Genomic DNA, 25,027 nt, shown 5'->3' on the forward strand with positions numbered 1-25,027 from the left:
ATGAGTTCAAGCCCGTTAGCACAGTTTATCAAATGGGAGAAGGAAATCCCTCAACAACTTTTTCTGCGTCAACCTTTTAACGGCCAATGGAAGACCTGGACGTACCAACAAGCCGGTGAAGAGATCAGGCGAATTGCAAATGGCCTGCAGTCGCTGGGATTTCCGGCAGGAAGTAAAGTGGGGCTGCTGTCAAAAAACTGTGCGCATTGGATCATGGCCGACCTGGCCATTATGATGGCCGGCTATGTCTCCGTGCCGCTTTATGCTACTATAACGGCATCATCGATCCATCAGATATTAGAGCACAGTGAATCAAAACTGGTTATTGTTGGAAAGCTTGATGATTACAGCCCACAACGGCAGGGTATTCCATCAAACGTGGTGAAGCTTGGCATAAACGCCTACGGGATTGACGAGAACCATAGCTGGGAACAGTGGATAAAACAATTCGAGCCTCTGAAAAATGTGCACCTATGGCAACCCGATGAATTGCTTACAATTATGTATACCTCTGGCACCACGGGAAAACCAAAAGGTGTTATGCACAATGTTTCAAATTTTGACGCAACACTTACGCAAGCCATTGGTGAGTTGGGCATACAACAACACCCCGTTTTATTTTCGTATTTGCCCTTAAGCCATATTGCAGAGCGCATGGGTATTGAAGTGATGGGGCTTTACCAGGGAGGCACTTTCTCCTTTCCCGAAACCCTTGAAACTTTCCCGAAAAACCTGGCCGATACGCAACCCACTCATTTTTTTGCAGTGCCGCGCATCTGGGCAAAATTCCATGAAAAAATACTGGAGAAATTACCACAGAAAAAACTCAACACACTCCTGGCCATTCCGTTGGTGAGTACGCTCATTAAAAACAAAATAAAGAAAGGCCTGGGCCTTTCACGGGCAAAACAAATCTTTAGCGGTGCGGCCCCGATTTCCGTTGATTTACTTAAGTGGTACCAATCAATTGGGGTAAACATATTGCAAGCCTACGGTATGACAGAGGATTGTGTGTACGCTCACTTTAACCGGGTTGACAATAATCGACATGGCACGGTGGGCCTCCCCCTAAAAGGCTTATCGGTAAAAATTGCCGACCATGGCGAAATCCGCGTAAAATGCCCGGGGCTTACACAAGGTTATTACAAAGAACCGGAAATGACCAAAGAACTATTTGATGAGGAGGGTTATTTAAAAACAGGTGACCAGGGAGAAGTATCGAAAGAAGGTTTTCTCACCATTACCGGGCGGGTAAAAGATTTATTTAAAACCGACAAAGGAAAATATATAGCGCCTGCTCCGATTGAAATGAAACTGCTCAGCAACCCGGATATTGAGCAGGTATGTGTGGTGGGTATGGGCGTTCCGCAGCCCATTGCCTTGACCGTTCTATCGGCAAGTGGAAAAACCAAAACCAAAGAGCACCTGATCAACAGCATCAGCAAAACACTGAACGAACTAAATCCCGAACTTGAATCACACGAGCAGGTAGAAAAAGCGGTTATCATGAAAGATGATTGGTCGGTAGAAAATAATTTACTAACACCAACATTAAAAGTTAAACGGAACGAAGTCGAGAAAATCCATCTGCCCCATTACCCAAAATGGTACCATACCGAAGGGAAAGTAGTTTGGGAGTGATGAAGATCACCGGAGCCGGCTGATATTCATCAGGCGGTTTACTGAAGAAGCATGGTACTTTGAGATACTAAATCAGAGAGCCATGAAAAAGCGCGAACCCGTGAATACCATCATGACAAAGAATGTTGTGGCCGTACAATTGGATGACACCCTTCTCAATGCCAACAAACTCATCCTCAAACATCATATCCGCCACCTGCCGGTGGTGCATGGTACACAGCTCGTGGGCATGCTCAGTAAAACCGATTTGAATCGGCTGACCTTTAGTGGACTATTTGCCGGTGAAGGCGATGCAGACGAAGCGGTGTTCGACATGCTGAACATCAGTCAGGTAATGTCGCACAAACCACGCGCTGTTAAAGAAACCGATACGATTAAAGAAGTAGCTGAAATTCTCTCCAAAGAAGAATTTCACTCTTTGCCTGTTGTAGCTGACGAGGATGAAAGTAAATTAGTGGGTATTGTTACCACTACAGATGTTATCAAGTATATGCTGCAGCATTATTGATTCAAATTTTAGATTAATGATGGACAATTGACGATATGTCAACTGTCCATCATCAACAGATATTCTGTCTACTTCAATGCAGTAGGTCCGTTTCGTTTGTACTGATTAAACCAATAGTACAAGTATTGCTGCGTGCGTAAATAATTTGACGGTTTTGATGATGTGCCGTGAAACTCTTCATTAAAACGGATCATCACCGTGGGAACTTTCAAAACTTTTAAGGCCGAATAATATTCTTCTGTTTGTGAAATAGGGGTGCGTAAATCATTTACACCGCACATAAGCATGGTAGGTGTTTTTACATTGCCAACATACATCAAAGATGAACGCTTTAAATGTTCAGAAGGATCTTCCCACGGATACTTGGCAAAGTTTTTATACCAGCTCACGCCATCGGTAGTTCCTACAAAGGAAAGCCAATTTGTAACCGGAAAATTTACTGAAGCTGCAGCAAATCTATCGGTGTGGCCAACAATCCATGAGGTAAGTACTCCGCCTCCGCTTCCTCCATATACAAAAAGGTTGCGATCATCAATATACCCGCGCTTGATCACCTCATCTACACCTTTCATCAGATCATCATAATCTTTATCGGGATAAGCATTCTTGATGGCGTTGGCGAAAGCACTTCCGTAACCGGTTGAGCCGCGTGGGTTTGTATACAAAACAACGTATCCTTCCGCAGCATGGTGTTGCCAGGTAAAATTAAAGGCGAGGTTATACATAGCATGAGGGCCTCCATGAATGACCAGGATAAGTGGATATTTTTTCTTCGGATCAAAGTCCGGTGGCTTTACAATCCAGCCCTGAATTTTATAATCATCAACGGACGTGTACCAGATTTCTTCAACATCGCCAAGCTGAACAGTGCCCAGCACATCTTCATTAACGTTTGTTAAACGAACAGGCTTTGGATTGGCAATGGTGAAACTGGCAACATCACCAGGATTTTTTGAGTCTGCAAGAGTACCAACAGCTATTCCTTGTGCTGTCAGGCTGGTAACCGCAAGCATTTGTTTACCCTGTGTTACTTGCCTTACGTTTCCTTTTACCGGAGCAAAATAAAAATTACTGCTGCCTTCATTCTGCGCGTTGAAATATACGCCCGAATTATCCGCTGCCCAGATTAATCCTCCTGGGCTTCGGTCCAGCGTTGGCGTTAACGAGCGATGCCCCGTACCATCAATATTCATCATGTAAAGTTGTGAATCACGATAGGTATCATCTGTCCAGTCATAACCGACATAGGCCACCATTTTACCATCGGGTGAAACCACTGGTGCGAAATCGGGACCTTTGCGTGTGGTAAGTTGACGCACCACACCAGTTGCTACATTAACCGCATAAATTTCCGATTCACGGTATGCATATTCTGCTTCAGGTATTCGTAAACTGCTGAATGCAATTTCCTTTCCATCGCGTGTCCATGAAATTCCTGAGGTGCCATGGTCCCAATCGCCTTGGGTGATCTGACGTGGAGTACCACCACCTGCCGGTACAGTAAATATGTGTACATATCCTTCCTCTAAAAATCCTACGCGGTCTCTTCGGTAAACAAGGTTATTTATAAACTTTGGCTCTTCCGTCCATTTGGCGCCTTCTGGTTTACCCGGAATTTTTACAGGCCATGGATTTTTTGCAGGAACAATCATGGTGAAGGCAATTTGCTGACCATCAGGAGACCATGTGATGTTAGATGGTGACTTTTCGAGGCGGGTTATTTGAGTACTGCCTTCAGTGCCTTTGTATTTGATGAAAATCTGCGTGCCCTTTGGGTCACCCGATGCGGTATAAGCAATGCGGGTACCATCAGGCGACCAACTGGGTGACCCTCCTTTAATTAAGAAGCGATTTTTTGATCCATTCGTACTCATGATCCACAAATCGGTTTCCCGTTTGTCGTTCAATTTATCAATCCAGGTACGTGCGTACACGATTTCCGACCCGTCCGGTGAAAGTTGCGGATCCGCTACAGTTTCCATGTCAAGCGATTGCTCGAGGCGGAGTTTCTTTACATTTTGTGCTACGCTGTGTAAAGCAACACTTAAGCACAACACGATCAGCAAAAATAAATTTCTCATATTCGTTGGGGTTATACATTAAACCTACCACTTACCGTTTAAAATTCCGCAAACAATGTTTTGAGTGGTAATCTAAAAAATGAAAAAGCCTGCCAAATCACTTTAGCAGGCTTATTTTAAATTAAAAGATCCTATCTACTTCAACCGTGCCTTAAAAAATTCGAGTGTATGTTTATGCGCATCAGCCGTAAACTCCTTGTTATGTTTTGGGTTACTCGGGTTGGCAAAGGCATGATCGGCATCATATGCTTTCACTGTCAGGTTTTTTCCGGCAGCTTTCATGTTGGCTTCAAACTTATCCATCACCGCTTTGTTGATCCACTGATCCTGCGTAGGCCAGATGTTCAGCACATCGCAGTTTAAGGTTTTCAAACGATCAATATTTTCCTCGGGCATGCCATAATACATCACTGCGGCAACGGCTTGCTTGCCGGCTGTTAATGCAGCTTGCAAGGACTGGCCACCGCCAAAGCACCAACCCACCGTTCCTATTTTTGCATCTTTACCGGCATAATTCACGGCACCCTGAACAATGCCGTTGCCACGCTCTTGTTTAAATGCACCCATTAATTGACCGGCCTCCTCGCGCTTATCCGTAACTTTTCCATCGTACATATCAATGGCCAATACATTTACATTTCCTAAATCATTATACAATTGTTCGGCTTCACGCTTGATGTGATCGTTCAATCCCCACCACTCCTGAAAAACAAAAATCCAGCTGTTGGTTTTGGTTTTAGCGGTAAGTAAATATCCGTTAGCGTCCTTTCCATCAGGTGTTTTAAAGGTAATCATCTTTCCTACAGAGCTCTGGTGTGTGTACGGAAGCGGATCAGCATGTGCCCTATTAAAATCCTTATTGGAAGCGAAGAGTGCAAATTTCTCGGTAGCCGGTGTGTGACAAATGGTAATGCCATCCTGTGCCCAGGTTGTCACCGCTATGAAACATAGCATGAAAAGTAAATTGATTTTCTTCATAGTTTGATTGTTTAGTTCTCATTAAACCAGTTATCATGAATATTGTTCAGGCCTTCAGCTGACCTGTCACTACTCTGTCATACGTAATAAGGTCTGTGTTGATGGGTTCATACCCTCGTTCACGCATCAGCAAGGCAACCTGCCCGCGGTGATAGGTTGCGTGATTTACGGTATGAATCATGATTTGCTCAACATTGTTTTCGAAAGCGTGACCTACATAATTGTGGTAACGAAGTTGCCGGTTAAAATCATCATGCTCCTCAATAAATTGCAACCAACGGGTTGATCCTTCTTCGCTTAATTCTTTTAACCGTTCAATAGAATATAGTTTCCACAGCTCAACATCGGGCGCTGGCAATCCCAAAATACGGTGCAACCACAGCAATTGAGCAGCCATTACATGGCTCATCAGCATCAGGATTTTTTCATCGGTAACATTCTGTTGCTCCAACGCGCCCAACACCCGCTTATTTGACCATGCATTGTAACGGTAGAGTTTTAAAAAATATTCCTTCATATCTTGGAAAAAAATAACTGCGTATGAACAGGCGTTCAATTTACAGGCTTTTTATAATAGTTGCATTTACTTTTTCGGTAAGGGTTCTAACAGCACAATCAACACACCCCACGGCCGAAATTGAGCCTTTTTACGATTTAACCTTTACGCAGGTAGAGCGTGACTCTCTGCTGCAAGGGCTTCGCGACTATCAGCGCTCTATACAAACCCTGCATCAATACAATCTGCAAAACCATATACCCATGTCGTTGTGGTTCGATCCGGTGCCTTCAGGATTTAAAAAAGAAACGCTGCAGAAGCCAATTGATTGGGGGTTGCCAAAGGACGTTGCGCTTCCGGCTAATAAAGAGGAGCTCGCTTTTTATCCGGTTTACAAACTGGCTGTATTGATAAAATCAAGAAAAATAACATCTGTTGAATTAACTCAACTTTATCTCAACCGCATAAAAAAATATGGCGACACGTTGCAGTGCGTTGTTTCCATTCTTGAAGAGCGTGCCATGGCGCAGGCGCGCAAAGCCGATGAAGAAATTGCCAAAGGAAAATACCGCGGACCGTTGCATGGCATTCCTTACGGGATAAAAGATTTGTTGGCTGTTGAAGGAACAAAAACAACCTGGGGTGCTGAGCCTTACGTTGATCAGCAACTAACTACTACAGCCACTGTGGTTAAAAAACTGGATGAAGCAGGGGCCATTTTAGTTGTCAAGCTTTCCATGGGTGCGTTGGCCTTGGGCGATATCTGGTTTGGTGGGGTAACCAAAAATCCATGGAACCTGAAACAAGGATCAAGCGGTTCTTCAGCCGGTTCTGCTTCAGCAACGGTGGCCGGTTTAGTTGGCTTTTCGATTGGTACTGAAACACTCGGTTCAATTGTATCCCCTTCTACACGCTGCGGTGCCAGCGGACTGCGACCCAGTTATGGAACAGTAAGTCGCTATGGTGCTATGGCGCTAAGCTGGAGCATGGATAAAATCGGGCCTATTTGTCGTTCGGCCTTTGATGCAGCGTTAGTCTACCATGTTATTCATGGTGAAGATGCGCTGGATAAAAGTGCCACTGCCTCAATGTTTAATTATTCCATTAAAACGGATATTAAAAAATTAAAAGTCGGGTATTTAAAATCGCTTTTCGAAGCCACCTATCCTGGCAAGGAAAACGATCAAAAAACACTAGAGGTAATTAAATCCCTTGGCATTGAATTGGTTGAGTTGGAACTCCCCACCTCCATTCCGGTAGCTGCCATACGCTTAATGTTAACGGCCGAGGCGGCTGCCGCATTTGACGAGCTTACCCGATCCAATCGCGACAGTTTGCTTTCCAATCAATTGCGGTGGGCATGGCCAAACACGTTTCGCACGGCCCGCTTTATACCTGCCGTGGAGTACATAAATGCATCGCGGCTTCGTCAGCAACTCATTGAAGAGTATCATAAAGTCACCACAGATTTTGATGTAATTATCAGCCCCAGTTTTGGTGGCACGCAATTGCTCACTACCAATTTAACCGGACACCCGTGTGTGGTTGTGCCCAATGGATTTAACAACACTGGTTCGCCTACCAGCATTTCGTTTTTAGGAAAGCTGTATGGCGAGGCTGCACCTCTTTTAGTGGCTCGTGCTTACCAGGAGGCAACGGAATGGGAGGATAAACAACCTCCATTTTTTCAACCTAAAAAATGAATGATGCATTTCGTTAACTTGAGTTTTAGGTGATGTCAGTAAGCGAACTTTTTAAAGAAATTACAGCCGCACTTGATGCCAGAAACATTCCGTATATGGTTTCCGGAAGTATGGCCATGCTTGCTTATACCGTGGCAAGAACTACTCGGGACATTGATATTGTTATTGAACTTTCAGAAGAATCACTTAGTTCATTCTATGAAATATTCAAAGATCAGTTCTATCTACACAAGCCAGCCGTGAAGGAGGAGCTTCATCGAAAAGGAATGTTTAATGCCATTGATAGTCGCTCTGGGCTAAAAATAGATTTTGTCGTTAGAAAAAATTCTCCTTTTCGTAAAACAGAATTTGAAAGGCGTTCAAGGCAAAAGCTTTTTGGTCATGAAGCGTGGCTGGTTTCAGTTGAAGATCTTATTCTCTCCAAGCTAATCTGGATTCAGGAAATTCAAAGCGACCGACAAAAAGATGACATCAGAAGTTTATTGGAAAACAATGTTGATAGAGCATACCTGAGCAAATGGGTTCGGGAGCTGAATCTTATTACCTTTGGACTGCTGTGAACGATACCCCAGATCATATCAGAAAAAAACAACGGGAAATATGGTTTTCCAAACCGCAGGAAGAACGTGTGCGTCTCGGTCTTGAATTAATTCAGGAGGTAAATACACAAATTGAAGACCGCATCCGAGCACAGCATCCGGGTTTTTCAGAAGGCGAAATCCGTGTGGAATTTATCCGTCAGATGTATAAAGATAATCTTTCTCCTGAATATGTAGAAGCCGTTTCTCAATGGGTTCTCGAAAAGTACAACAGTCATAAGCACGTATAACTTTTAGTAAGTGCAGGTGTTAATACATCATGCGCTCGGCAGAAGACATCAACCGTATCATTGAAATGGCCTGGGAAGACCGCACCCCTTTCGATGCCATTGAATTCCAATTCGGGTTAAGTGAAAAGGAAGTTATTGAACTCATGCGCCAGCACCTGAAAACTTCAAGCTGGAAATTATGGCGTGCCCGTGTACAGGGAAGAACCACGAAGCATCGTGCAAAACGATTGGATGAAGTAAATCGTTTTAAGTGTTCACGCCAGCGTTCCATTTCCAAAAATAAAATCAGCAAGCGCTGACTACAAATGTTTAAGTTCAGCCAGTCTGTCCAGTATCCAGCCCGTTATGCTCAATCGTTCACGGGTTGCAGGGAGCACTTCATGTTCCAACTGATCGGAACGAAAACAAACCAACCGTCCGGCCAGCGGAAAAATATCTAATGAACCCTCCGATAGATACATGCGTAATTGACCACCATGTTCTTCCTTCCAACCCTTATTCAGGTAACAGATGACGGAAAGCTTGCGGTGATCATCCTGCTTAAACTGATCGAGGTGGCGCTTATAAAAAGTACCCACCGGGTACCGGGCTATGTGTACTTCAAAATCTTTAAGGCTTAAAAACAAAGCCTGATTTAAAAACTGTGTCAGCGCATCCAGTTTATCCAGGTAAACCTTAACCGGTGCTGCGGCCGTCTCCTTATCAAGCCACTGTATATAATCCCCACGAATACCCTCCTGTATCTGCATGGATTGACTATTGCCTATGCCGGCTTTCTTAAACAACTGGTTATCGTTAAATTCCTTTACCTGTAAAATGTCCTCCACCTCATGTTGGCTCAAAAATTGATCAATTACGGCATATCCTTGTTCGGCAAGGCCATCGGCAATGAGTTCAAAATCAGCATTCATTCCGCAAAGTTAGAAATAGATTATTTATACTTACCGCTATGATCGTAGACACTGGTTTGGTTGTTCGTTGTTGGTTATTTGTTAATCAAAAAACCTGGCCCCTCATGCTTGGTTTCTTTGTCCTTCTCGTGGCCTTTCCTTCCTGTAAGCCTAAAGAAGATGTTCAGCTCAGAAAAATCAAGGATGTAATTGTTGACGCAACTTCAGAGCCCTTGCTTAAGGCCAATGCAATCCTCTATAACCCCAACAACATCCGCATGACGGTGAAGAAGATTGACATGGAGGTTTTTGTTGATGGTAAAAAGGCTGCTGTAATCGATCAGCAACTGAAACTGAAAGTTCCGGCAAAGGATGAGTTTACCGTGCCCCTGGAAGTAAAACTGAACATGAAAGAAATCGGGCTGCTGGATGCTGTTTTTGCCGTTATCGGTGGAAAAAAATTCCAGATTCATTATAAAGGAACAATACGGCTGCAATACAAGGGCGTTCCCTTTTCGGTACCGGTGAATTATAAGGAAGAAATCCGCATCCGCCTTTAATACATAATCTTTTGGAAGTTTTTAACTTTCCTCTTACTTATGGATGATGCCGAACACCCTGCCTTGTTAGATCCGGTTGATTTGCTCCGGCAAATTGAAAATCTGCAGGAAGAAAAACGCAAACTCATCAGTATCGTTTCGCACGATGTGAAGTCACCTTTAAACAGGTTGTACGCGTTGGTTCAACTGTTGCAGATGGGGCCCGACAACCTTACCGGGGAACAAAAAAATTACCTGGAAAAAATGCACATTGTTGTGGCTGACGGGTTGGACATGATCCGTAACCTGGTGGACTACCGCAGCATCGAAAACAATTCCATAACCTTAATGCCAGAAGACATTCAACTGCAAAGTTTCATGCAGTCGGTCATAACCAGTTTTAGTAATGTAGCCTCTAAAAAAGGTATTAAGCTTGTGGTTGAAAGCCAAAACGCCATGCTCCATACCGACAAACAGTGCCTGCAACGGGCTGTTGATACGCTTATTTCCAACGCGTTGAAATTCTCATTTCCTGGCAAGAAGGTGTGGATACGGGCCAACCCGTACTACAACAACACTGCCTTGATTGAAATTGAAGACGAAGCCCTTGGTTTTAAGCAGGATGAGTTACGGCAGTTGTTCCAGAAATTTAAAAAGTTTACTGCCCGCCCTACCGGTGGCGAAAGTTCTACCGGGCTTGGGCTATTCATATCCAAAGCCATGGTCGAAAAAATTGGCGGGAAAGTTTCGTGCTTAAACCACGAGGGTGTGGGCAGCACATTCCAGCTTTTGGTACCGCTTACAATGCCGGGTTAATTAAAGAGGTAGTAATCATCTTCTTTACCATCCAGTATCGCTTTCAGTGATTCAATAACAGTGTCATCCTTAATTACGTAGTCGCGCACACCCTTTTTGATGAAACTCAGCACCATGTTACCATCGTCAATGGCACTCATCATAATCAGGCGTTGCTCATCCTTAAGTTTGTCTTTAATCTCATCATAAAAATCAATACCGGTTTTACCGGGCAACTTATAATCCACAATAAAGGCATCGGGCATTGGGCCACCGTTCAACGCAGAAAGGCAATCTTCTGCCGAATGAAAGGTAATGACCTTGTTTGCAGCATCCTGACTTAGCGATCGCTTGATAAACTCGGCATAAATATCATCATCTTCGATGAGGTGGATGGTCATAGGCCTACGGTAATGTATTGCAGTGCAATATATAATAAAGAAATCATTTGGGGCATTGCCAAAAGGTTGAAAATTGGGGTTCATCCACGCAAAAAAAAGGTTTTGCTATCTGTCACGGGTGTCCTATCTTATAAACAAATAACCCCATGTATGAAACTACAAACCGTTTTACTGCTTGCTGCAATCCTGTTGATCACGCAGTGTACCAAAACCGATTCATCGCTTACCAAAAGTGTAAAATTCGCCATCTCGTTCACAAAGGAACTCAGTGAACAGGCGCAGGATGGCAGGCTTCTGCTTATGCTATCAAACAACGCAAAAGCAGAACCCCGTAACCAAATTGTAGATGGCCCCTCAACGCAATTGATTTTTGGTGTGGATGTAGAGGGAATGAAGCCGGGGGATAAAATTATTATTGATGCGTCCGCCTTTGGTTATCCTATTCAATCGCTGAAAGACGTACCGGCAGGCGACTACTATATACAGGCACTATTGAATCGCTATGAAACTTTTAATCTAAAGACCGGACATACCGTTAAGCTGCCGCCCGATCAGGGGGAAGGACAGCAGTGGAACAGTAAACCCGGAAACTTTTATAATACTCCGGTGAAGATTTCGGTTGATCCATCGAAAGCTGAAACCATTAACGTGGTGATGGATATGAAAATTCCACCGGTTACCGAACCAAAAGACACCAAGTATATCCGCCACATAAAAATTCAAAGCGAAAAACTAACGGAGTTTTGGGGCAGACCCATGTATTTAGGTGCACATGTATTGGTGCCTGAAGGTTTTGCTGATCATCCGGAAGCTCGCTATCCGCTAATGATTTATCACGGACATTTTCCAAGCGACTTCGGTGGCTTTAGCGAAACACCACCCGATCCGAATATGGACACTACTGATTATACCGGGCGATTTGGGATTTATGGATATAAAAAAATTCAGGCACAGGAGGCCTATAACTTTTACAAACAATGGACGGGCAAAAACTTTCCGCGCTTTCTGGTGATTGAAATACAGCACCCAACACCCTATTACGATGACTCCTATGCCGTGAACTCTGCTTCACAAGGGCCTTACGGGGATGCCATTATGTATGAGTTGTTACCGGAAATCGAAAAACAATTTCGTGGCATCGGACAAGGTTGGGCACGCTTTACCTATGGCGGTTCAACAGGCGGCTGGGAGGCATTGGCGGTTCAAATGTTTTATCCCGATGAATTCAATGGGTGTTTTGCAGCCTGCCCCGATCCGATTGATTTCAGGGCTTACTGTACGGTGGATATTTACAACGACAAGAATGCCTATTACTACCAAAGTGATTTCAAGAAAACCGAACGCCCGGGCTACCGCAATTATTTAGGCCAGCTTACGGCAACTTTACGTGAAATGAATTATCGCGAACTGGCACTGGGCACAAAAGGACGCTCCGGCCAGCAGTGGGATATATGGGAAGCTGTGTACTCACCACAAGGTGAAGACGGCTACCCGAAGCGGTTGTGGGATAAAGTAACCGGAGAGATTGATCACAGCGTAGCCGCATACTGGAAAGAAAATTACGACCTGCGTTACATTCTTGAACGCGATTGGGCAACACTCGGTCCAAAGCTGGAAGGCAAGATTCACATTTACTGTGGCGACATGGATAATTATTACCTGAACAACGCAGTGTATTTAATGGAAGCGTTTTTAAAGAAAACCAAAAATCCATTCTATGGTGGCGAAGTTGACTATGGCGACCGTGCCGAGCATTGCTGGAATGGGGATCATAATAACCCTAATTATATCTCCCGCTTACGGTACAACACCATGTACTTGCCCAAAATTTTAAAACGGATTGAAAAGAGTGCACCGAAGGGTGCTGACTTGAAAAGTTGGAAATACTAATAGTGTTTGGGTGTTTATGTGTGTACGTGTTTTCGTAGCACCAACCTAAAAACTCAAACACTAAAACACATATACACTTGAACTCAAAACAAAAGACATGAAAAAATTTCTATTCCTCCTCCCCTTCCTGTTCTTCTATGAAATAAATGCGCAGAGCAAGCTTGATTACATGGATGTATTCCAACTCGAGTGGATTTCTGATCCGCAGATTTCAGCGGACGGACAGAAAATCATTTATGTGCGCAATTACAACGATGTGATGGCCGATAAAAGTTTTTCGAATTTGTGGATGGTGAATTTCGATGGCTCGGATAACCGGCCACTCACCACCGGTAATCAAAATGATTTTTCACCACGGTGGTCACCCGATGGCAAACGTGTTTTGTATAAATCAAGCAAGGATGGATCGGTGCAACTTTACCTGCGCTGGCTCGACAACGGTGCTGAGGCCAAAATCACCAACCTGAAGCAATCCATAGGCAACATTCAATGGTCGCCCGATGGAAAACACATTGCCTTCAACAGCTTCGTGGAAGATAAACCCGCTTCACTGGTAGCATTACCCAATGCACCTGCCGGTGCCAAATGGGCAGCTTCTCCTAAATACATTGAGAACATGACCTACCGTTTTGATGGTGCGGGGTATTTGAAAGATGGTTACAGCCATTTGTTTGTCTTATCAGTCGATGGCGGAACACCACGCCAGCTTACTTCCGGTAACTTCAATCATGGTGGCGACTACTGCTGGGCACCCGATAGCAAGAGTATTATTTTTTCGGCCAACCGTCATGCCGATCATGAATTTGATCCGGCCAACAGCGAGATCCATGAAATAGCATTAAGTGATCTTTCCTTAAAGACACTCACCAAACGGCAGGGACCCGATGGAAATCCTAAAGTTTCACCCGATGGAAAACTCATTGCTTATGTTGGCTTTGACGATGCATATCAGGGTTACCAGGTTACTGATCTCTATATCATGAACCGCGATGGATCCTCTCTTCGTAAAATCATCTCTTCACTTGATCGCGACATTGAAAACATTCAATGGAGCAGCGACAACAAAGGATTATTCTTTCAATATGACGATAAGGGGAACACCCTCATCGCGTACACGGACTTAACCGGAAAAATTACCAACCTCACCAACAACGTTGGCGGACTTACGATTGACCGGCCCTATGGTGGCGGAACCTTTACCGTAGCCTCAAATGGTCGCTATGCTTTAACGCATTCTACACCCGATCATCCGGCTGATTTAGCCGCTGGTGTGCGCGGTGGCGGTGAAGCCAAACGCATCACACGTGTAAACGATGATCTCTTCACGCAAAAAAAGCCTGGTAACGTGGAAGAGATCTGGTATAAATCATCACACGATAAGCGCGATGTACAGGGCTGGATTATTTACCCGCCCGATTTTGATCCGAAAAAGAAGTATCCGCTCATTCTTGAAATTCATGGTGGACCATTTGCCAACTACGGCTCGCGCTTTGCCTTTGAACTTCAGCTCTTCGCCAGTAAAGGGTATGTAGTGTTGTACACGAACCCGCGTGGCAGCACCAGCTACGGTGCCGAGTTTGGCAACCTCATCCATCACAATTATCCGGGCGAAGATTACGATGACCTCATCTCCGGGGTAGATGCGGTGATCGCTAAAGGATTTATCGATGACAAAAACTTGTTCGTTACCGGTGGCAGCGGTGGTGGTGTACTAACCGCATGGATTGTTGGACACACCAATCGCTTCAAGGCAGCGGTAGTGGCCAAGCCGGTAATCAACTGGTATAGCTTTGTATTGTATGCCGATAGCCCGGGGTTCTTTTACAAATACTGGTTCCCGGGCTTTCCATGGGACCATGTCGATCACTACATGAAACGATCGCCACTCTCGTACGCTAAAAATGTAAAAACGCCAACCATGTTGCTTACCGGTGAAGTGGACTATCGAACACCCATGGCCGAATCGGAACAATACTACACCGCATTGAAATTGAATAAAGTTGAAACGGCATTGGTGCGTATACAGGAAGCCAGCCACGGCATTGCCGACCGCCCAAGCAACCAGATCAACAAGGCTGGTTATATATTAGGATGGTTTGAAAAATACAAGGGGAAGTAGGGTGCTTTTGTGTTCATGTGTTTAAGTGTCTGGGTTGGCCCTAACAAAAACACATACACACCTAAACACCTGAACACAATAGTTAAAGAGTCACCCCAAACACACTGGTGGTGATCAGGATCATTACCGCTACCATAATACCGATAGCCAAAAACAGGACTTTGCGTAAACTGAGGGTTTTCATGAGTGTTCGTGTTACATAGACTACCTGTTAACCCATAAAGTTGTATTCACATCCAAAAAAAGTTTATCCTCATTAATCAGTAGCTGTTTTACGCCAGCGGCAACCCGCCTCTCAACCAAAACCCATACCTTCATCGTGATTTAACCGTCACGATTATGAAAACATATTTACTCACACTCCTCCTCTTAGCAACATCCCTTCACACTTTCGCGCAAGGCACCATGCTGCTGCGTCAGCCTACCATCAGCAACGAACACATCGCGTTTGTGTACGCCAACGATTTGTGGATTGTAGGGAAAGACGGGGGCGATGCGCGCAGGCTCACCTCCAATGAAGGTATGGAAGCCGACCCGCACTTCTCACCCGATGGCAAGCACATTGCCTTTACCGGCCAGTACGATGGCAACACCGATGTGTACTTAATTCCTGCCGAAGGCGGCCAACCCGAACGGTTAACGTGGCACCCCGGTGCCGACCAGGTAACCGGCTGGACACCCGATGGTGAATTCATTTTGTTTTCCTCCAGTCGTGAAGGAGCGTTGCCTACCAAAGAATCAAAAATTTTCAAAATCAGTAAGAAAGGTGGGATGCCCGAAGCACTGCCCATTCCGCGTGCCGTAGCCGGAGAAATTTCAGAAAACGGAAATCACATCGCCTACCAGCAAATTGGTTTCTGGGATCCGGAGTGGCGCAACTACCGCGGTGGCCAGGCCAAACCCATCTGGATTGTTGACCTGAAAACTTTCGCGTTGAAAATGACTCCGCAAACCGATAACGAACGTCATACCGATCCGACATGGTTGAATAATGTCGTGTACTTTCTATCCGAACGCGATTATGCCAACAACGTGTGGTCGTTTAATCCAGCAACTAACGAATTGAAACAACAAACCTTTCATGCCGACTTCGATGTAAAGAGCCTTGATGCCGGTGGAGGTGTTATTGTATACGAACAAGGTGGTTATCTCCACATACTCAATCCGGCAAACGGAACAACAAAAAAGCTAACCATTAATGTGCGTGGCGATTTTCACTGGGCACGCGAACGCTGGGCAGATGTTCGCGCTACTGCATTGCAAAATGCTTCGCTCTCTCCCACCGGGCAGCGCGCGTTGTTTGAACACCGCGGAGAAATTTTTACCGTGCCGAAAGAAAAAGGCAACTGGCGCAACATCACCAACTCCTCCGGTGCAGCCGATCGCTCACCGGTATGGTCGCCCGATGGAAAACGCATTGCGTGGTTCAGCGATGCGAGCGGTGAGTATCAACTCTACATCACCGATCAGGAAGGACTGGAAAAACCGAAAGTCATTTCCATACCCAACCCCACATTCTTCTTTCGTCCTGAATGGTCGCCTGATGGAAAGTACATTGCCTACACCGATACCGATTACAACTTACTATACACCGATGTAAACTCAGGCATCACCAAAAAAGCCGATACCGAACGCTACGCACATCCAAACCGCTCCATGAACCCGATCTGGTCGCCCGACAGCAAGTGGATTGCCTATGCACGGTTGATTGAAAGCAACTACAAAGTGATTAAAGTGCACAACGTTGAAACTAATCAAACGCTGCAACTCACCGATGGCATGGCCGATGCCATCTCACCCGTGTGGGATGCCACCGGAAAGTATCTTTACTTCCTCGCCAGCACCAACTACGGTCTCAACACCGGCTGGCTGGACATGAGTTCGTACGATCGTCCCATTACACGCGCACTGTATTTAATTGTGCTCAGCAAAACCGATACTTCACCGCTCGCACCACGCAGCGATGACGAAAAAGAAAAGCCAAAAGAAGAACCGGCAACACCTGCAGCTACTGCCAAAGCCGGTGCAAAAACTCCAGCACCTGCTCCGGCAAAATCAACTGCCGTAAAAATTGATATGGATAACCTCGCGCAACGCATTCTCGCGGTAGACGTTCCGCAGCGCAACTACACCGCGCTCTATCCCGGTCCGGAAGGGTATGTGTTTTATGCCGAGGCTGTTCCCAACCAGCAAGGCGCAACCTTGCATCGCCACAACTTTAAAGATCTGAAAACCGAAACCTACCTCACACCGGTAAACGATATTAGCATTTCCAACGACCGCAAGTCGCTGCTCTACCGCAGCAACAGCACGTGGGGCATACTGGGCACTGCCGACAACAACAAAAAACCGGGTGATGGAAAACTCGATGCCCTGGCTCCGTTAAAAATAAAAATCGATCCGATGGCCGAGTGGAAACAAATCTTCCGTGAAGGCTGGCGCTACCAGCGCGATTTTCTTTATGTTGACAACGTACACGGAGCGCCCTGGAACGATGTATACAAGTGGTACGCGCCTTGGGTTGATCACGTGCGCCATCGCGATGACCTGAACTACATTGTTGATATTGTTGGCGGTGAAGTTGCCGTGGGCCACTCGTACACCCGCGGGGGCGATTACCCCGAAGTAAAAAATGTGCCCATTGGGTTGCTCGGTGCCGACTATGAAGCAGTGGGTAATTATTACCGCTTCAAAAAAATCTACACCGGTGAAGACTGGAACCCCGAACTGAAAGCCCCGCTACGTGAACCGGGTGTGAACATAACAGCCGGAGATTATTTATTGGAAGTAAACGGCCAGCCGTTAACCACTGCACAAAACCTGTTCAAACTTTTTGAAGGCACCGCCAACCGACAGATAAAAATACGCGTGAACAACAAACCGTCACTGGATGGCTCACGCATAGTAACCGTAGTGCCTGTTGAAAACGAAAACCAACTGCGCATGATGCACTGGGTAGAAAGCAACCGCAAAAAAGTTGACGAACTTTCCAACGGGCAACTTGCTTACGTATATGTGCCCAACACCGGGCAGGGCGGCTACACCTACTTTAACCGCTACTATTTTGCACAACAGCAAAAGAAGGGCGCCATCATAGACGAGCGCAACAACGGTGGCGGCTCCGCAGCCGATTACATGGTTGACATTATGGCGCGCGAACTGCACGGTTACTTCAACAGCCGCGCGAGTGATCACCGACCGTTCCTCACACCCAATGCCGGTATCTTCGGGCCGAAGGTGATGCTCATTAACGAGCGTGCAGGATCTGGTGGCGATTTGCTTCCGTACCTGTTTAACAAAATGAAAATCGGGCCGCTGGTGGGTACCAAAACCTGGGGTGGACTTGTGGGCACGTGGGATACACCACCCTTTGTTGACGGTGGCCGCATGGTAGCGCCCCGTGGTGGTTTCTACGACATTAATGGCGAGTGGGCTGTTGAAGGCGTAGGCATACCACCCGACATACACGTAGAGCAAACACCTGCCGATGTAATTGCCGGCCGCGATCCGCAATTAGAGCGTGCCGTACAGGAAGCCTTGACACTGTTAAAAACACAAGCCGTTGAACTAAAACCCGAGCCACCAGCACCTATTAAATACAGAAGACCAGAGAAGAAAAATTAACACCCAAAAGAATGTATTGTCACCCTGAGCTTGTCGAAGGGTGACTCATTAACCCCAAAAGGCAGTCCCGCACAGGACTGCTTTTTTATTTGGGCCTGTCCTGAGCAACTTGCGCATCAGGGCGTGCCCCCTGACCGCTTAGCCGCGTCAGGGGTCGGGCTTACCGCTCCTACTCCTCGTACCTGCACACATGCCCTCGCAACTGCGGGGTATCCACTGCAATCCCTCACGCAGTGCACGCCACACTTTAAAATTTACTCGCTAAGTTTGATATGTAGATGTGCATGAACTTTTACCCTCAAAACTCATGATTGATTTTAATAATGTTTTTATCATCAGCGACCAACCGCAAACTTGTCCTAAGTGCGGCAATAGAACTGATTTAATTCTCGATTTATCTAACACGAAGAATCAAACGCAAATACATGAGTGTTTAAGCGATACCTGTAACTTTACTTTTGTAACAGAAGAAGCATGAAAGAAGGCCAAAAACTCTGGACGCGTGAAGAGCTGATTCTAACGATTAACCTTTATTGCAAACTCCCCTTTGGTAAACTTCATAGCAGAAATCCTGATGTGATTGAGTTAGCAAACCTGATTGATCGTACACCCGGTTCGGTCGCTTTTAAACTTGTGAACTTTGCAAGTCTTGATCCGCAACTTAAAGCAAGAGGCATTAAAGGTGCTTCGAACGTAAGTAATTTAGATAAAGAGATTTGGAATGAGTTCTTCAACAATTGGGATAACCTGTTTATAGAGAGTGAAAATCTATATGCAAAAAAGAAAAAAATTACTGTTGACCGATTGTATGAAATTGACTTAACTGATTTGCCGATAAGTGGCGAAGAAAAAGAGAGAATGGTTAAAGTAAGAACGAATCAAGTTGTGTTTCGAACATTAGTAATGGCCAATTATGATTTTAGTTGTTGTATTACAGGCATCAATCAACCTGAACTACTGATTGCAAGTCACATTAAGCCTTGGAGTCAAGACAGTACGAACAGATTAAATCCTAAAAATGGATTAGCACTAAACGCACTTCATGACAAAGCCTTCGATAAAGGACTCCTCACCATCACTGAAGATTATAAAATTATAATTTCATCAATTTTACTCAAGAATGACTCAACTAAAAGCATTAAACAAAATTTTATTCAGTTTCAAAATAAACAGATTATTCTCCCCAAAAAGTTTATGCCCGATCCTGAATTTCTGAAATATCATAATCATGAATGCTTCAAGAAATAACCTAAAATTTAATTACAAATACCGCGATGCAGGTAACTATAAAGTGTTTGGTAATGTGATTTTTACTAACCCTGATGAATACTCTCTTGAACTCGTTGAGAGTAAACTAAGGGCTTCTTTAATCGATTCTGAATTCTTTGACCCTAATGATTGGAAACTACCTCGCTTAAAATTTGATGACTGGGTTCCTGATTTTGACCACACATGGAATGAATATGAAAGTGTTGAGTACACTTCAGAACTTCCAACACAAGAAAGATCAATAAGTGAATTTATAAAGTTTATTGACAGGCTGCCTCGATATGAACAAAGTCACAATATTTAATATGCTTGATGTGAAATAAGTTAACCGGTCTGCTGACCTAACTAATTTTTATATTTTATTTTTAACAAAGATGATTGATAAAAAAATTACCATTCTTATAGGGAAAGCTATAAGAGAAGGAAAATACTTAAACATTACTTACAAAAATAAGAGTGGAGAGATTACACCATTCTGGATTAGCATACAAGACATTAATCCAAATGATGAACTGTATGTACATATGTTTAATGTCACAAAGGACGAACCGCTTTTAAATAAAAAAATATTTATCTCAGGAATTCAGTCAGCTGAAATTCTGAAATTTTCACACTATGAAGTATCGGAAGATCTAATCAAAAAACTGGAGCAGGATAAAAGTTTGCAGATATATGATTTTCAGAGGTATGATAATAATATATTGAATTATTACCTCGAATGTTACAAGGCCAATAAAGATCCCTTTCTTCATAAAGCACATTTAATTCCGGGTTTAGATTTAACAGAACTAGTAAAGAAAACTCCATATCAGTTAACGAATGAGCAACAGAAGCAGATAGTCAAAGAAATCTATAGCAATGACTATAACGCATTCTACGATTACGAACTTGCCTTAAGTGAATTCTCAATTGATCTCATGTCGAAGGGAAAATTCGTAATTACATTCAGGAAGCTAAAGTTTGACCCCGTTCGTAAAACATTGCATGTAGGCCGTAAAACACATTTTAATTCAAACTTCTATATTAAAGGAGTTAAACACACCTTGTCGTATTACACCGACTTAAGCCCTTCAGATTTTGAAGCGATGTATGCAAACGGAAAAGAAGAAGCTATCGAACTATTGAGGGGCAATTTTAAAACAGGCGAACTGCTTAATACCAGGCCTGAAGTAGTCGTTCTGGGATATGCTCAAATAAATATTTCTGGAATTTATGACAGCATAAATGCTGATCAAAGAAATAAAGAAATGGAAATTCCCTTAAGAGCATTTTTTCAAAACTCGTCATTGCTCGACAGAAAGAACAGAAAAGAACCCCATATAGTACTGTATGACCGGAATGTGAACATAGATCAAATTCGCACCATTTATAATGCATTAAAATACCCGATCACTTATGTACAAGGTCCACCTGGTACGGGCAAAACTCAAACTTTACTAAATATTATCGTCAATTGCCTGACTAATAATAAGACACTATTAATTTCATCAAACAACAATGTGCCTATTGATGGAATCAAAGACAAATTATACTTAGGAACGTATAGAGATAAAAAGATTCTCCTTCCTGTAATTAGACTTGGCAATAATAAATATGTGGCCCATGCATTAAAAACAATTAAAGAACTGTATGCCTTTGAAACAAAAGACGTTCCTAAGGAGGCATTGCTGTTTAATTTAAAAGAAAAGTCAAAAGAGAATAACAAGTTACTACTAGACAAGTTAAAGCAGTATGAAGATAGAATAGACTTAATTCAAAATCTGGCATTTGTGAATAGTTTGCTGTCAAAAGGAAGTAATCATTTACTTGAAAAGGAGAAACAGAAACTTGAAGAAAGACTCAATCAAATACCGGAAATTAAAAACGATGATCTGAACAATATCTATGAAGTAATAAAAGGGAATCATCAATTGCTTCAATTCTTTTACTTTGAGTCATTACGGTGTGTAAAGCGATTGAAGCACAAAGACTATGCTCCGCTAATTAATATTCTGAATCTTGATGAGGAAAAGAGCCAAGTAAAAGAATTCAATAAATGGATTTCGGATTATGATAACATGGTGAAATTTACACGTGTATTCCCTGTCATTCTATCAACCAACATATCTTGTCGCAACCTTGGCAGAAAGTTCAAGTTTGATTTACTGGCCATCGATGAAGCCGGACAGTGTGATATCGCAACCAGTCTTATTCCCATTTCGAAGTGTAAAAACATGGTTTTAATTGGCGACACCAATCAATTAAAACCCATTATAGTTTTTGAAGAAACCAGAAATGAAGAGCTAATGAACCAATTTGGCATTAGTGATCCATACAACTATTACAACAATTCAATTCTTTCTACTTACAAGCGAATAGACAATATCTCGAGAGATATACTGTTGAGCTATCATTATCGCTGCGGAAAAAAAATTATTAATTATTCAAACATGAGGTTTTATGAGAACAAATTAAATCTTTCAAAAAATAAAACCATAGGGGAAGTAACGCTGATAGACGTCAACAATGCAAATCATAAGCGTAAAAACTCAGCAATTGAAGAAGCGCTGGAAATTGTGAACTACATAAAAGACAACAAATTATCAGATACATTTATTATCACTCCATTCAGAAACCAGGAGGAGGTTTTAAATCACTATTTACAAGAAGCAAAGGAAAAAGGAGAAATAGAGTCCTCAATAAATTGTGGAACAATTCATAAAGTTCAAGGAAAAGAAAATAGCACCATCATCATCTCGACATCGATCTCAAGTAATACGGCCCCACGAACATATGATTGGGTAAAGAATAATAGTCAGTTGATTAATGTAGGGGTTACTCGGGCACGAGAAAAATTAGTCGTAGTTGCCGATAAAAGAGCGATAGATATTTTATCAAGAAAAGACGATGATTTATACGCGCTGATTGATTACGTACAAAAAAATGGAACAACTCAAGTTACCCAAAGCACTGTAAATAAGTTTACCATTGGGTTCTCGAATAATTCAATATTCGAGGATGAATTTTATAAAACGATGAGCCACTATTGCACGGTGCAAGGCACCAGATTTCGAAGAAATGTAAAATTGACTGACATATTTCCTGAAGAGATTAACAATTCTGCTGTAAACAAAAAAGAGTTTGATGGTGTCCTTTATGTGGGCAGAGTGCCTAAAGTATTATTTGAAATTAATGGTGCAGAGCATTATGAAAACAGGAAGCGAATGGAGTCTGATAAGGTTAAGATGCAACTGGTGGAAAGTAAAAACCTTAAACTGATCCTTGTTCCTAATCAATATGTTAAGCATTATGAATTTATTCGGGAACTAATGAATAAAATCAAAGGGAGCTCTTATCAAAAAACTTTATTTGAAATCTGATCTTTCACTACACTTTTACATTTGGTGCTCCTTTTAACCAGTAAAAATCAACCCTCATATACCACGCCTTATCTCCCTACCTGCCGTATAAACCTCACCCGGGATAACATTGAGGTAGTGGTTAGCTAGCCAAATGGCTGGTTTTCTTATCCAATGCCCATGCCTTTGATAAGAAAATTGAAAAATTTATTCAATGACCCATTATCGCGATATGGGATAATGACAATTCAACTTCGAACCCTTTGATTGAGTTAACCGGAATTCTTATCTGCTTTGAGGGTAAAACGGGCAATTAATCGGAAATTTTACCTGTTTTATGATTTTTTAGTATGAAAAATTACCCGCTAAACACCAATTTAATATGAAAAATTACCCAATTTGCTAAAAGTTCATAACGTTAATGGGAAAAATTCCCCCCTCAAAAGTCCAGGAAATCATCTTTTCTTCCTCCGAAAAGAAGGCGTCCAGCCAACTAACGGCTTTGCTAAAGCAGGGGCTTATTAAAAAAATTGCGCCCCGTCTGTACACCTCCAGCCTGAAGGAAGAACCCGCACTCATTATAAAACGAAACTGGTACCGGATTCTGGCTCACCTGTTTCCGGAAGCATTATTAAGTCATCGAAGTGCCCTTGAATTTAAACCAACCTCAATGGGGCACATCTTCCTTACCTATACCTATACCACAAACGTATCCCTTCCGGGACTTACTATCCATCTTCTGAAAGGGCCAAAACCAATGGAAGGTGATCAACCTTTTTTTGAAAACCTGTTTGCATCACATGAGGCACGGGCCTTTCTGGAAAATCTGCAGCAAACAAGAAAGCAAGGAGAGGAATCTAAAAGCTTGCCCGTTTCATTACTGGAAGAACGGCTCGAGGCTATTGTACAGGCCCGGGGTGAGCAAGGGTTAAATGCCTTGCGCGATAAAGCCAAAAACATTTCTCAGGGCCTGCAGCTGGAGAAAGAATTCAAAAAACTGAATTCGTTAATCAGCAGTTTACTGGCTACCGGCAACGCCAGAAACCTAACCTCTCCGGTTGCCGTAGCGCGTGCATTGGGTGAGCCTTTTGATCCGGTAAGAATCAATGTATTCGAAGGTTTGTACGAAGCGTTGGCCGGAAAAGTATTTCCCGAACACAAAACACCAGTCTCGCGCAGTAACTATAACACAGTTGCCTTTTTTGAAAGCTACTTTTCAAACTACATTGAAGGAACAGAATTTACCATTACCGAAGCAAAGGAAATAATACTTACCCAAACACCTCTGCCCACACGGGATGAAGACTCCCACGATATACTGGGAACGTACCGTATTGTTTCTGATAAAAAGGAGATGGCTGTTTGTCCGGCAAAGGCCGATGAGTTTATTAACCGGATGCGAAACAGGCATGCGGTACTGTTGCACTCACGCACATCAAAAAAGCCGGGTGAGTTTAAAGACAGAAACAACAGGGCTGGTGATACTGAATTTGTTGACTGGCGTTTGGTTAACGGCACGCTATTAAAAGGTTTTGACTGGTACACTTTACTAAAAGATCCCTTTGCCAAAGCGGTGTATATGATGTTTTTGGTGAGTGAGGTTCATCCCTTTCTGGATGGAAATGGGCGACTTGCGCGCGTGATGATGAATGCCGAACTCTCCGCCAAGGGTCTCTCTAAAATTGTTATACCCACTGTATATCGCGAAGACTATATGGGAGCATTACGAAAGCTAACACGACAACAAATTGCCGACCCTTATATCAGAATGATGCAAAGAGCCTATGAATTTAGTTCAACACTACTTCAGGAAAACATTGATGAAATGGAGCAATACTTAGAGGCTTGTGATGCCTTCAAAGAACCAGGAGAAGGAAAATTAAAATTTGATGCCCGGTAACACGGCAATGGGCACTACATTCTTTG

Annotated in this window: 20 protein-coding genes; 15 read left to right on the top strand and 5 right to left on the bottom strand. The window is 43.4% G+C overall.

The window, feature by feature from the left end; translation table 11 throughout:
* Positions 1 to 1,641, top strand: coding sequence for an AMP-binding protein (locus KIT51_00315; protein UYN86766.1), 1,641 nt, complete (start codon positions 1 to 3; stop codon positions 1,639 to 1,641).
* Positions 1,642 to 1,723: 82 nt separating this feature from the next.
* Positions 1,724 to 2,149: a CBS domain-containing protein gene (locus tag KIT51_00320; GenBank protein ID UYN86767.1), complete on the top strand. Its 426-nt coding sequence runs from the start codon at positions 1,724 to 1,726 to the stop codon at positions 2,147 to 2,149.
* Positions 2,150 to 2,217: 68 nt separating this feature from the next.
* On the opposite strand, the gene KIT51_00325 is transcribed toward KIT51_00320, so the two are convergent.
* The 3 genes from KIT51_00325 to KIT51_00335 all read right to left on the bottom strand — a co-directional run bounded on the left by KIT51_00325 (position 2,218) and on the right by KIT51_00335 (position 5,725).
* Positions 2,218 to 4,230: a S9 family peptidase gene (locus KIT51_00325; protein ID UYN86768.1), complete on the bottom strand. Its 2,013-nt coding sequence runs from the start codon at positions 4,228 to 4,230 to the stop codon at positions 2,218 to 2,220.
* A 135-nt stretch (positions 4,231 to 4,365) separates the two neighbouring features.
* Positions 4,366 to 5,208, bottom strand: a complete 843-nt coding sequence (locus tag KIT51_00330; protein ID UYN86769.1) for a dienelactone hydrolase family protein — start codon at positions 5,206 to 5,208, stop codon at positions 4,366 to 4,368.
* Positions 5,209 to 5,254: 46 nt separating this feature from the next.
* Positions 5,255 to 5,725: a DinB family protein gene (locus KIT51_00335; GenBank protein ID UYN86770.1), complete on the bottom strand. Its 471-nt coding sequence runs from the start codon at positions 5,723 to 5,725 to the stop codon at positions 5,255 to 5,257.
* Positions 5,726 to 5,748: 23 nt separating this feature from the next.
* Here KIT51_00335 and KIT51_00340 point away from each other — a divergent pair, with 23 nt between their 5' ends.
* The 4 genes from KIT51_00340 to KIT51_00355 are packed head-to-tail and all read left to right on the top strand — an operon-like array spanning position 5,749 to position 8,535.
* Complete coding sequence (locus KIT51_00340) at positions 5,749 to 7,407, top strand: amidase (GenBank protein UYN86771.1); 1,659 nt, start codon at positions 5,749 to 5,751, stop codon at positions 7,405 to 7,407.
* A gap of 32 nt (positions 7,408 to 7,439) precedes the next feature.
* Positions 7,440 to 7,967, top strand: coding sequence for a hypothetical protein (locus KIT51_00345; GenBank protein UYN86772.1), 528 nt, complete (start codon positions 7,440 to 7,442; stop codon positions 7,965 to 7,967).
* Positions 7,964 to 8,236, top strand: a complete 273-nt coding sequence (locus KIT51_00350) for a hypothetical protein (protein UYN86773.1) — start codon at positions 7,964 to 7,966, stop codon at positions 8,234 to 8,236. The genes KIT51_00345 and KIT51_00350 overlap by 4 nt, the downstream gene beginning before the upstream one ends.
* 29 nt (positions 8,237 to 8,265) lie before the next feature.
* Positions 8,266 to 8,535, top strand: a complete 270-nt coding sequence (locus KIT51_00355; GenBank protein UYN86774.1) for a TIGR03643 family protein — start codon at positions 8,266 to 8,268, stop codon at positions 8,533 to 8,535.
* Here KIT51_00355 and KIT51_00360 read toward each other — a convergent pair whose 3' ends face one another.
* Entirely contained in the window at positions 8,536 to 9,147 is a 612-nt protein-coding gene (locus KIT51_00360; GenBank protein ID UYN86775.1) for a 2OG-Fe(II) oxygenase, read from the bottom strand. It abuts the gene before it with no gap.
* Positions 9,148 to 9,251: 104 nt separating this feature from the next.
* Here KIT51_00360 and KIT51_00365 point away from each other — a divergent pair, with 104 nt between their 5' ends.
* On the top strand, positions 9,252 to 9,686 hold the full coding sequence (locus tag KIT51_00365) for an LEA type 2 family protein (protein ID UYN86776.1): 435 nt from the start codon (positions 9,252 to 9,254) through the stop codon (positions 9,684 to 9,686).
* Between the two features lie 39 nt (positions 9,687 to 9,725).
* Positions 9,726 to 10,481: a HAMP domain-containing histidine kinase gene (locus KIT51_00370; protein UYN86777.1), complete on the top strand. Its 756-nt coding sequence runs from the start codon at positions 9,726 to 9,728 to the stop codon at positions 10,479 to 10,481.
* Here the strand turns inward: KIT51_00370 and KIT51_00375 are convergent.
* Positions 10,478 to 10,861: a response regulator gene (locus KIT51_00375; GenBank protein UYN86778.1), complete on the bottom strand. Its 384-nt coding sequence runs from the start codon at positions 10,859 to 10,861 to the stop codon at positions 10,478 to 10,480. The two genes, KIT51_00370 and KIT51_00375, sit on opposite strands and share 4 nt — an antisense overlap.
* A 150-nt stretch (positions 10,862 to 11,011) precedes the next feature.
* Between KIT51_00375 and KIT51_00380 the strand changes: the two genes are divergently transcribed.
* The 7 genes from KIT51_00380 to KIT51_00410 all read left to right on the top strand — a co-directional run bounded on the left by KIT51_00380 (position 11,012) and on the right by KIT51_00410 (position 25,001).
* The gene (locus KIT51_00380) at positions 11,012 to 12,751 is read left to right on the top strand and encodes a hypothetical protein (GenBank protein UYN86779.1); all 1,740 of its coding nucleotides are present in this window, start codon (positions 11,012 to 11,014) and stop codon (positions 12,749 to 12,751) included.
* A 97-nt stretch (positions 12,752 to 12,848) separates the two neighbouring features.
* On the top strand, positions 12,849 to 14,870 hold the full coding sequence (locus tag KIT51_00385; protein UYN86780.1) for a S9 family peptidase: 2,022 nt from the start codon (positions 12,849 to 12,851) through the stop codon (positions 14,868 to 14,870).
* A 339-nt stretch (positions 14,871 to 15,209) separates the two neighbouring features.
* Positions 15,210 to 18,494, top strand: coding sequence for a PD40 domain-containing protein (locus KIT51_00390; protein UYN86781.1), 3,285 nt, complete (start codon positions 15,210 to 15,212; stop codon positions 18,492 to 18,494).
* Between the two features lie 474 nt (positions 18,495 to 18,968).
* Positions 18,969 to 19,742 (top strand): HNH endonuclease, encoded by a 774-nt coding sequence (locus tag KIT51_00395; protein UYN86782.1) that lies wholly within the window; start codon positions 18,969 to 18,971, stop codon positions 19,740 to 19,742.
* Positions 19,723 to 20,067: a hypothetical protein gene (locus KIT51_00400; protein UYN86783.1), complete on the top strand. Its 345-nt coding sequence runs from the start codon at positions 19,723 to 19,725 to the stop codon at positions 20,065 to 20,067. Before KIT51_00395 ends, KIT51_00400 begins: the two co-directional genes overlap by 20 nt.
* 70 nt (positions 20,068 to 20,137) lie before the next feature.
* The gene (locus KIT51_00405; GenBank protein ID UYN86784.1) at positions 20,138 to 23,122 is read left to right on the top strand and encodes a DNA helicase; all 2,985 of its coding nucleotides are present in this window, start codon (positions 20,138 to 20,140) and stop codon (positions 23,120 to 23,122) included.
* 400 nt (positions 23,123 to 23,522) lie between these two features.
* Positions 23,523 to 25,001, top strand: coding sequence for a Fic family protein (locus KIT51_00410; GenBank protein UYN86785.1), 1,479 nt, complete (start codon positions 23,523 to 23,525; stop codon positions 24,999 to 25,001).
* Positions 25,002 to 25,027: the final 26 nt, after the last annotated feature.

It is taken from the genome of Cyclobacteriaceae bacterium (genome assembly GCA_025808415.1).
Classification (GTDB): Bacteria; Bacteroidota; Bacteroidia; order Cytophagales; family Cyclobacteriaceae; genus UBA2336.

Coding starts and splice junctions, on each gene's coding strand:
- KIT51_00385 (UYN86780.1), top strand. CDS start 12,849: ATGAAAAAATTTCTATTCCTCCTCCCCTTCCTGTTCTTCTATGAAATA.
- KIT51_00315 (UYN86766.1), top strand. CDS start 1: ATGAGTTCAAGCCCGTTAGCACAGTTTATCAAATGGGAGAAGGAAATC.
- KIT51_00345 (UYN86772.1), top strand. CDS start 7,440: ATGTCAGTAAGCGAACTTTTTAAAGAAATTACAGCCGCACTTGATGCC.
- KIT51_00320 (UYN86767.1), top strand. CDS start 1,724: ATGAAAAAGCGCGAACCCGTGAATACCATCATGACAAAGAATGTTGTG.
- KIT51_00335 (UYN86770.1), bottom strand. CDS start 5,725: ATGAAGGAATATTTTTTAAAACTCTACCGTTACAATGCATGGTCAAAT.
- KIT51_00325 (UYN86768.1), bottom strand. CDS start 4,230: ATGAGAAATTTATTTTTGCTGATCGTGTTGTGCTTAAGTGTTGCTTTA.
- KIT51_00360 (UYN86775.1), bottom strand. CDS start 9,147: ATGAATGCTGATTTTGAACTCATTGCCGATGGCCTTGCCGAACAAGGA.
- KIT51_00405 (UYN86784.1), top strand. CDS start 20,138: ATGATTGATAAAAAAATTACCATTCTTATAGGGAAAGCTATAAGAGAA.
- KIT51_00340 (UYN86771.1), top strand. CDS start 5,749: ATGAACAGGCGTTCAATTTACAGGCTTTTTATAATAGTTGCATTTACT.
- KIT51_00365 (UYN86776.1), top strand. CDS start 9,252: ATGCTTGGTTTCTTTGTCCTTCTCGTGGCCTTTCCTTCCTGTAAGCCT.
- KIT51_00410 (UYN86785.1), top strand. CDS start 23,523: ATGGGAAAAATTCCCCCCTCAAAAGTCCAGGAAATCATCTTTTCTTCC.
- KIT51_00370 (UYN86777.1), top strand. CDS start 9,726: ATGGATGATGCCGAACACCCTGCCTTGTTAGATCCGGTTGATTTGCTC.
- KIT51_00400 (UYN86783.1), top strand. CDS start 19,723: ATGAATGCTTCAAGAAATAACCTAAAATTTAATTACAAATACCGCGAT.
- KIT51_00390 (UYN86781.1), top strand. CDS start 15,210: ATGAAAACATATTTACTCACACTCCTCCTCTTAGCAACATCCCTTCAC.
- KIT51_00355 (UYN86774.1), top strand. CDS start 8,266: ATGCGCTCGGCAGAAGACATCAACCGTATCATTGAAATGGCCTGGGAA.
- KIT51_00380 (UYN86779.1), top strand. CDS start 11,012: ATGAAACTACAAACCGTTTTACTGCTTGCTGCAATCCTGTTGATCACG.
- KIT51_00395 (UYN86782.1), top strand. CDS start 18,969: ATGAAAGAAGGCCAAAAACTCTGGACGCGTGAAGAGCTGATTCTAACG.
- KIT51_00330 (UYN86769.1), bottom strand. CDS start 5,208: ATGAAGAAAATCAATTTACTTTTCATGCTATGTTTCATAGCGGTGACA.
- KIT51_00375 (UYN86778.1), bottom strand. CDS start 10,861: ATGACCATCCACCTCATCGAAGATGATGATATTTATGCCGAGTTTATC.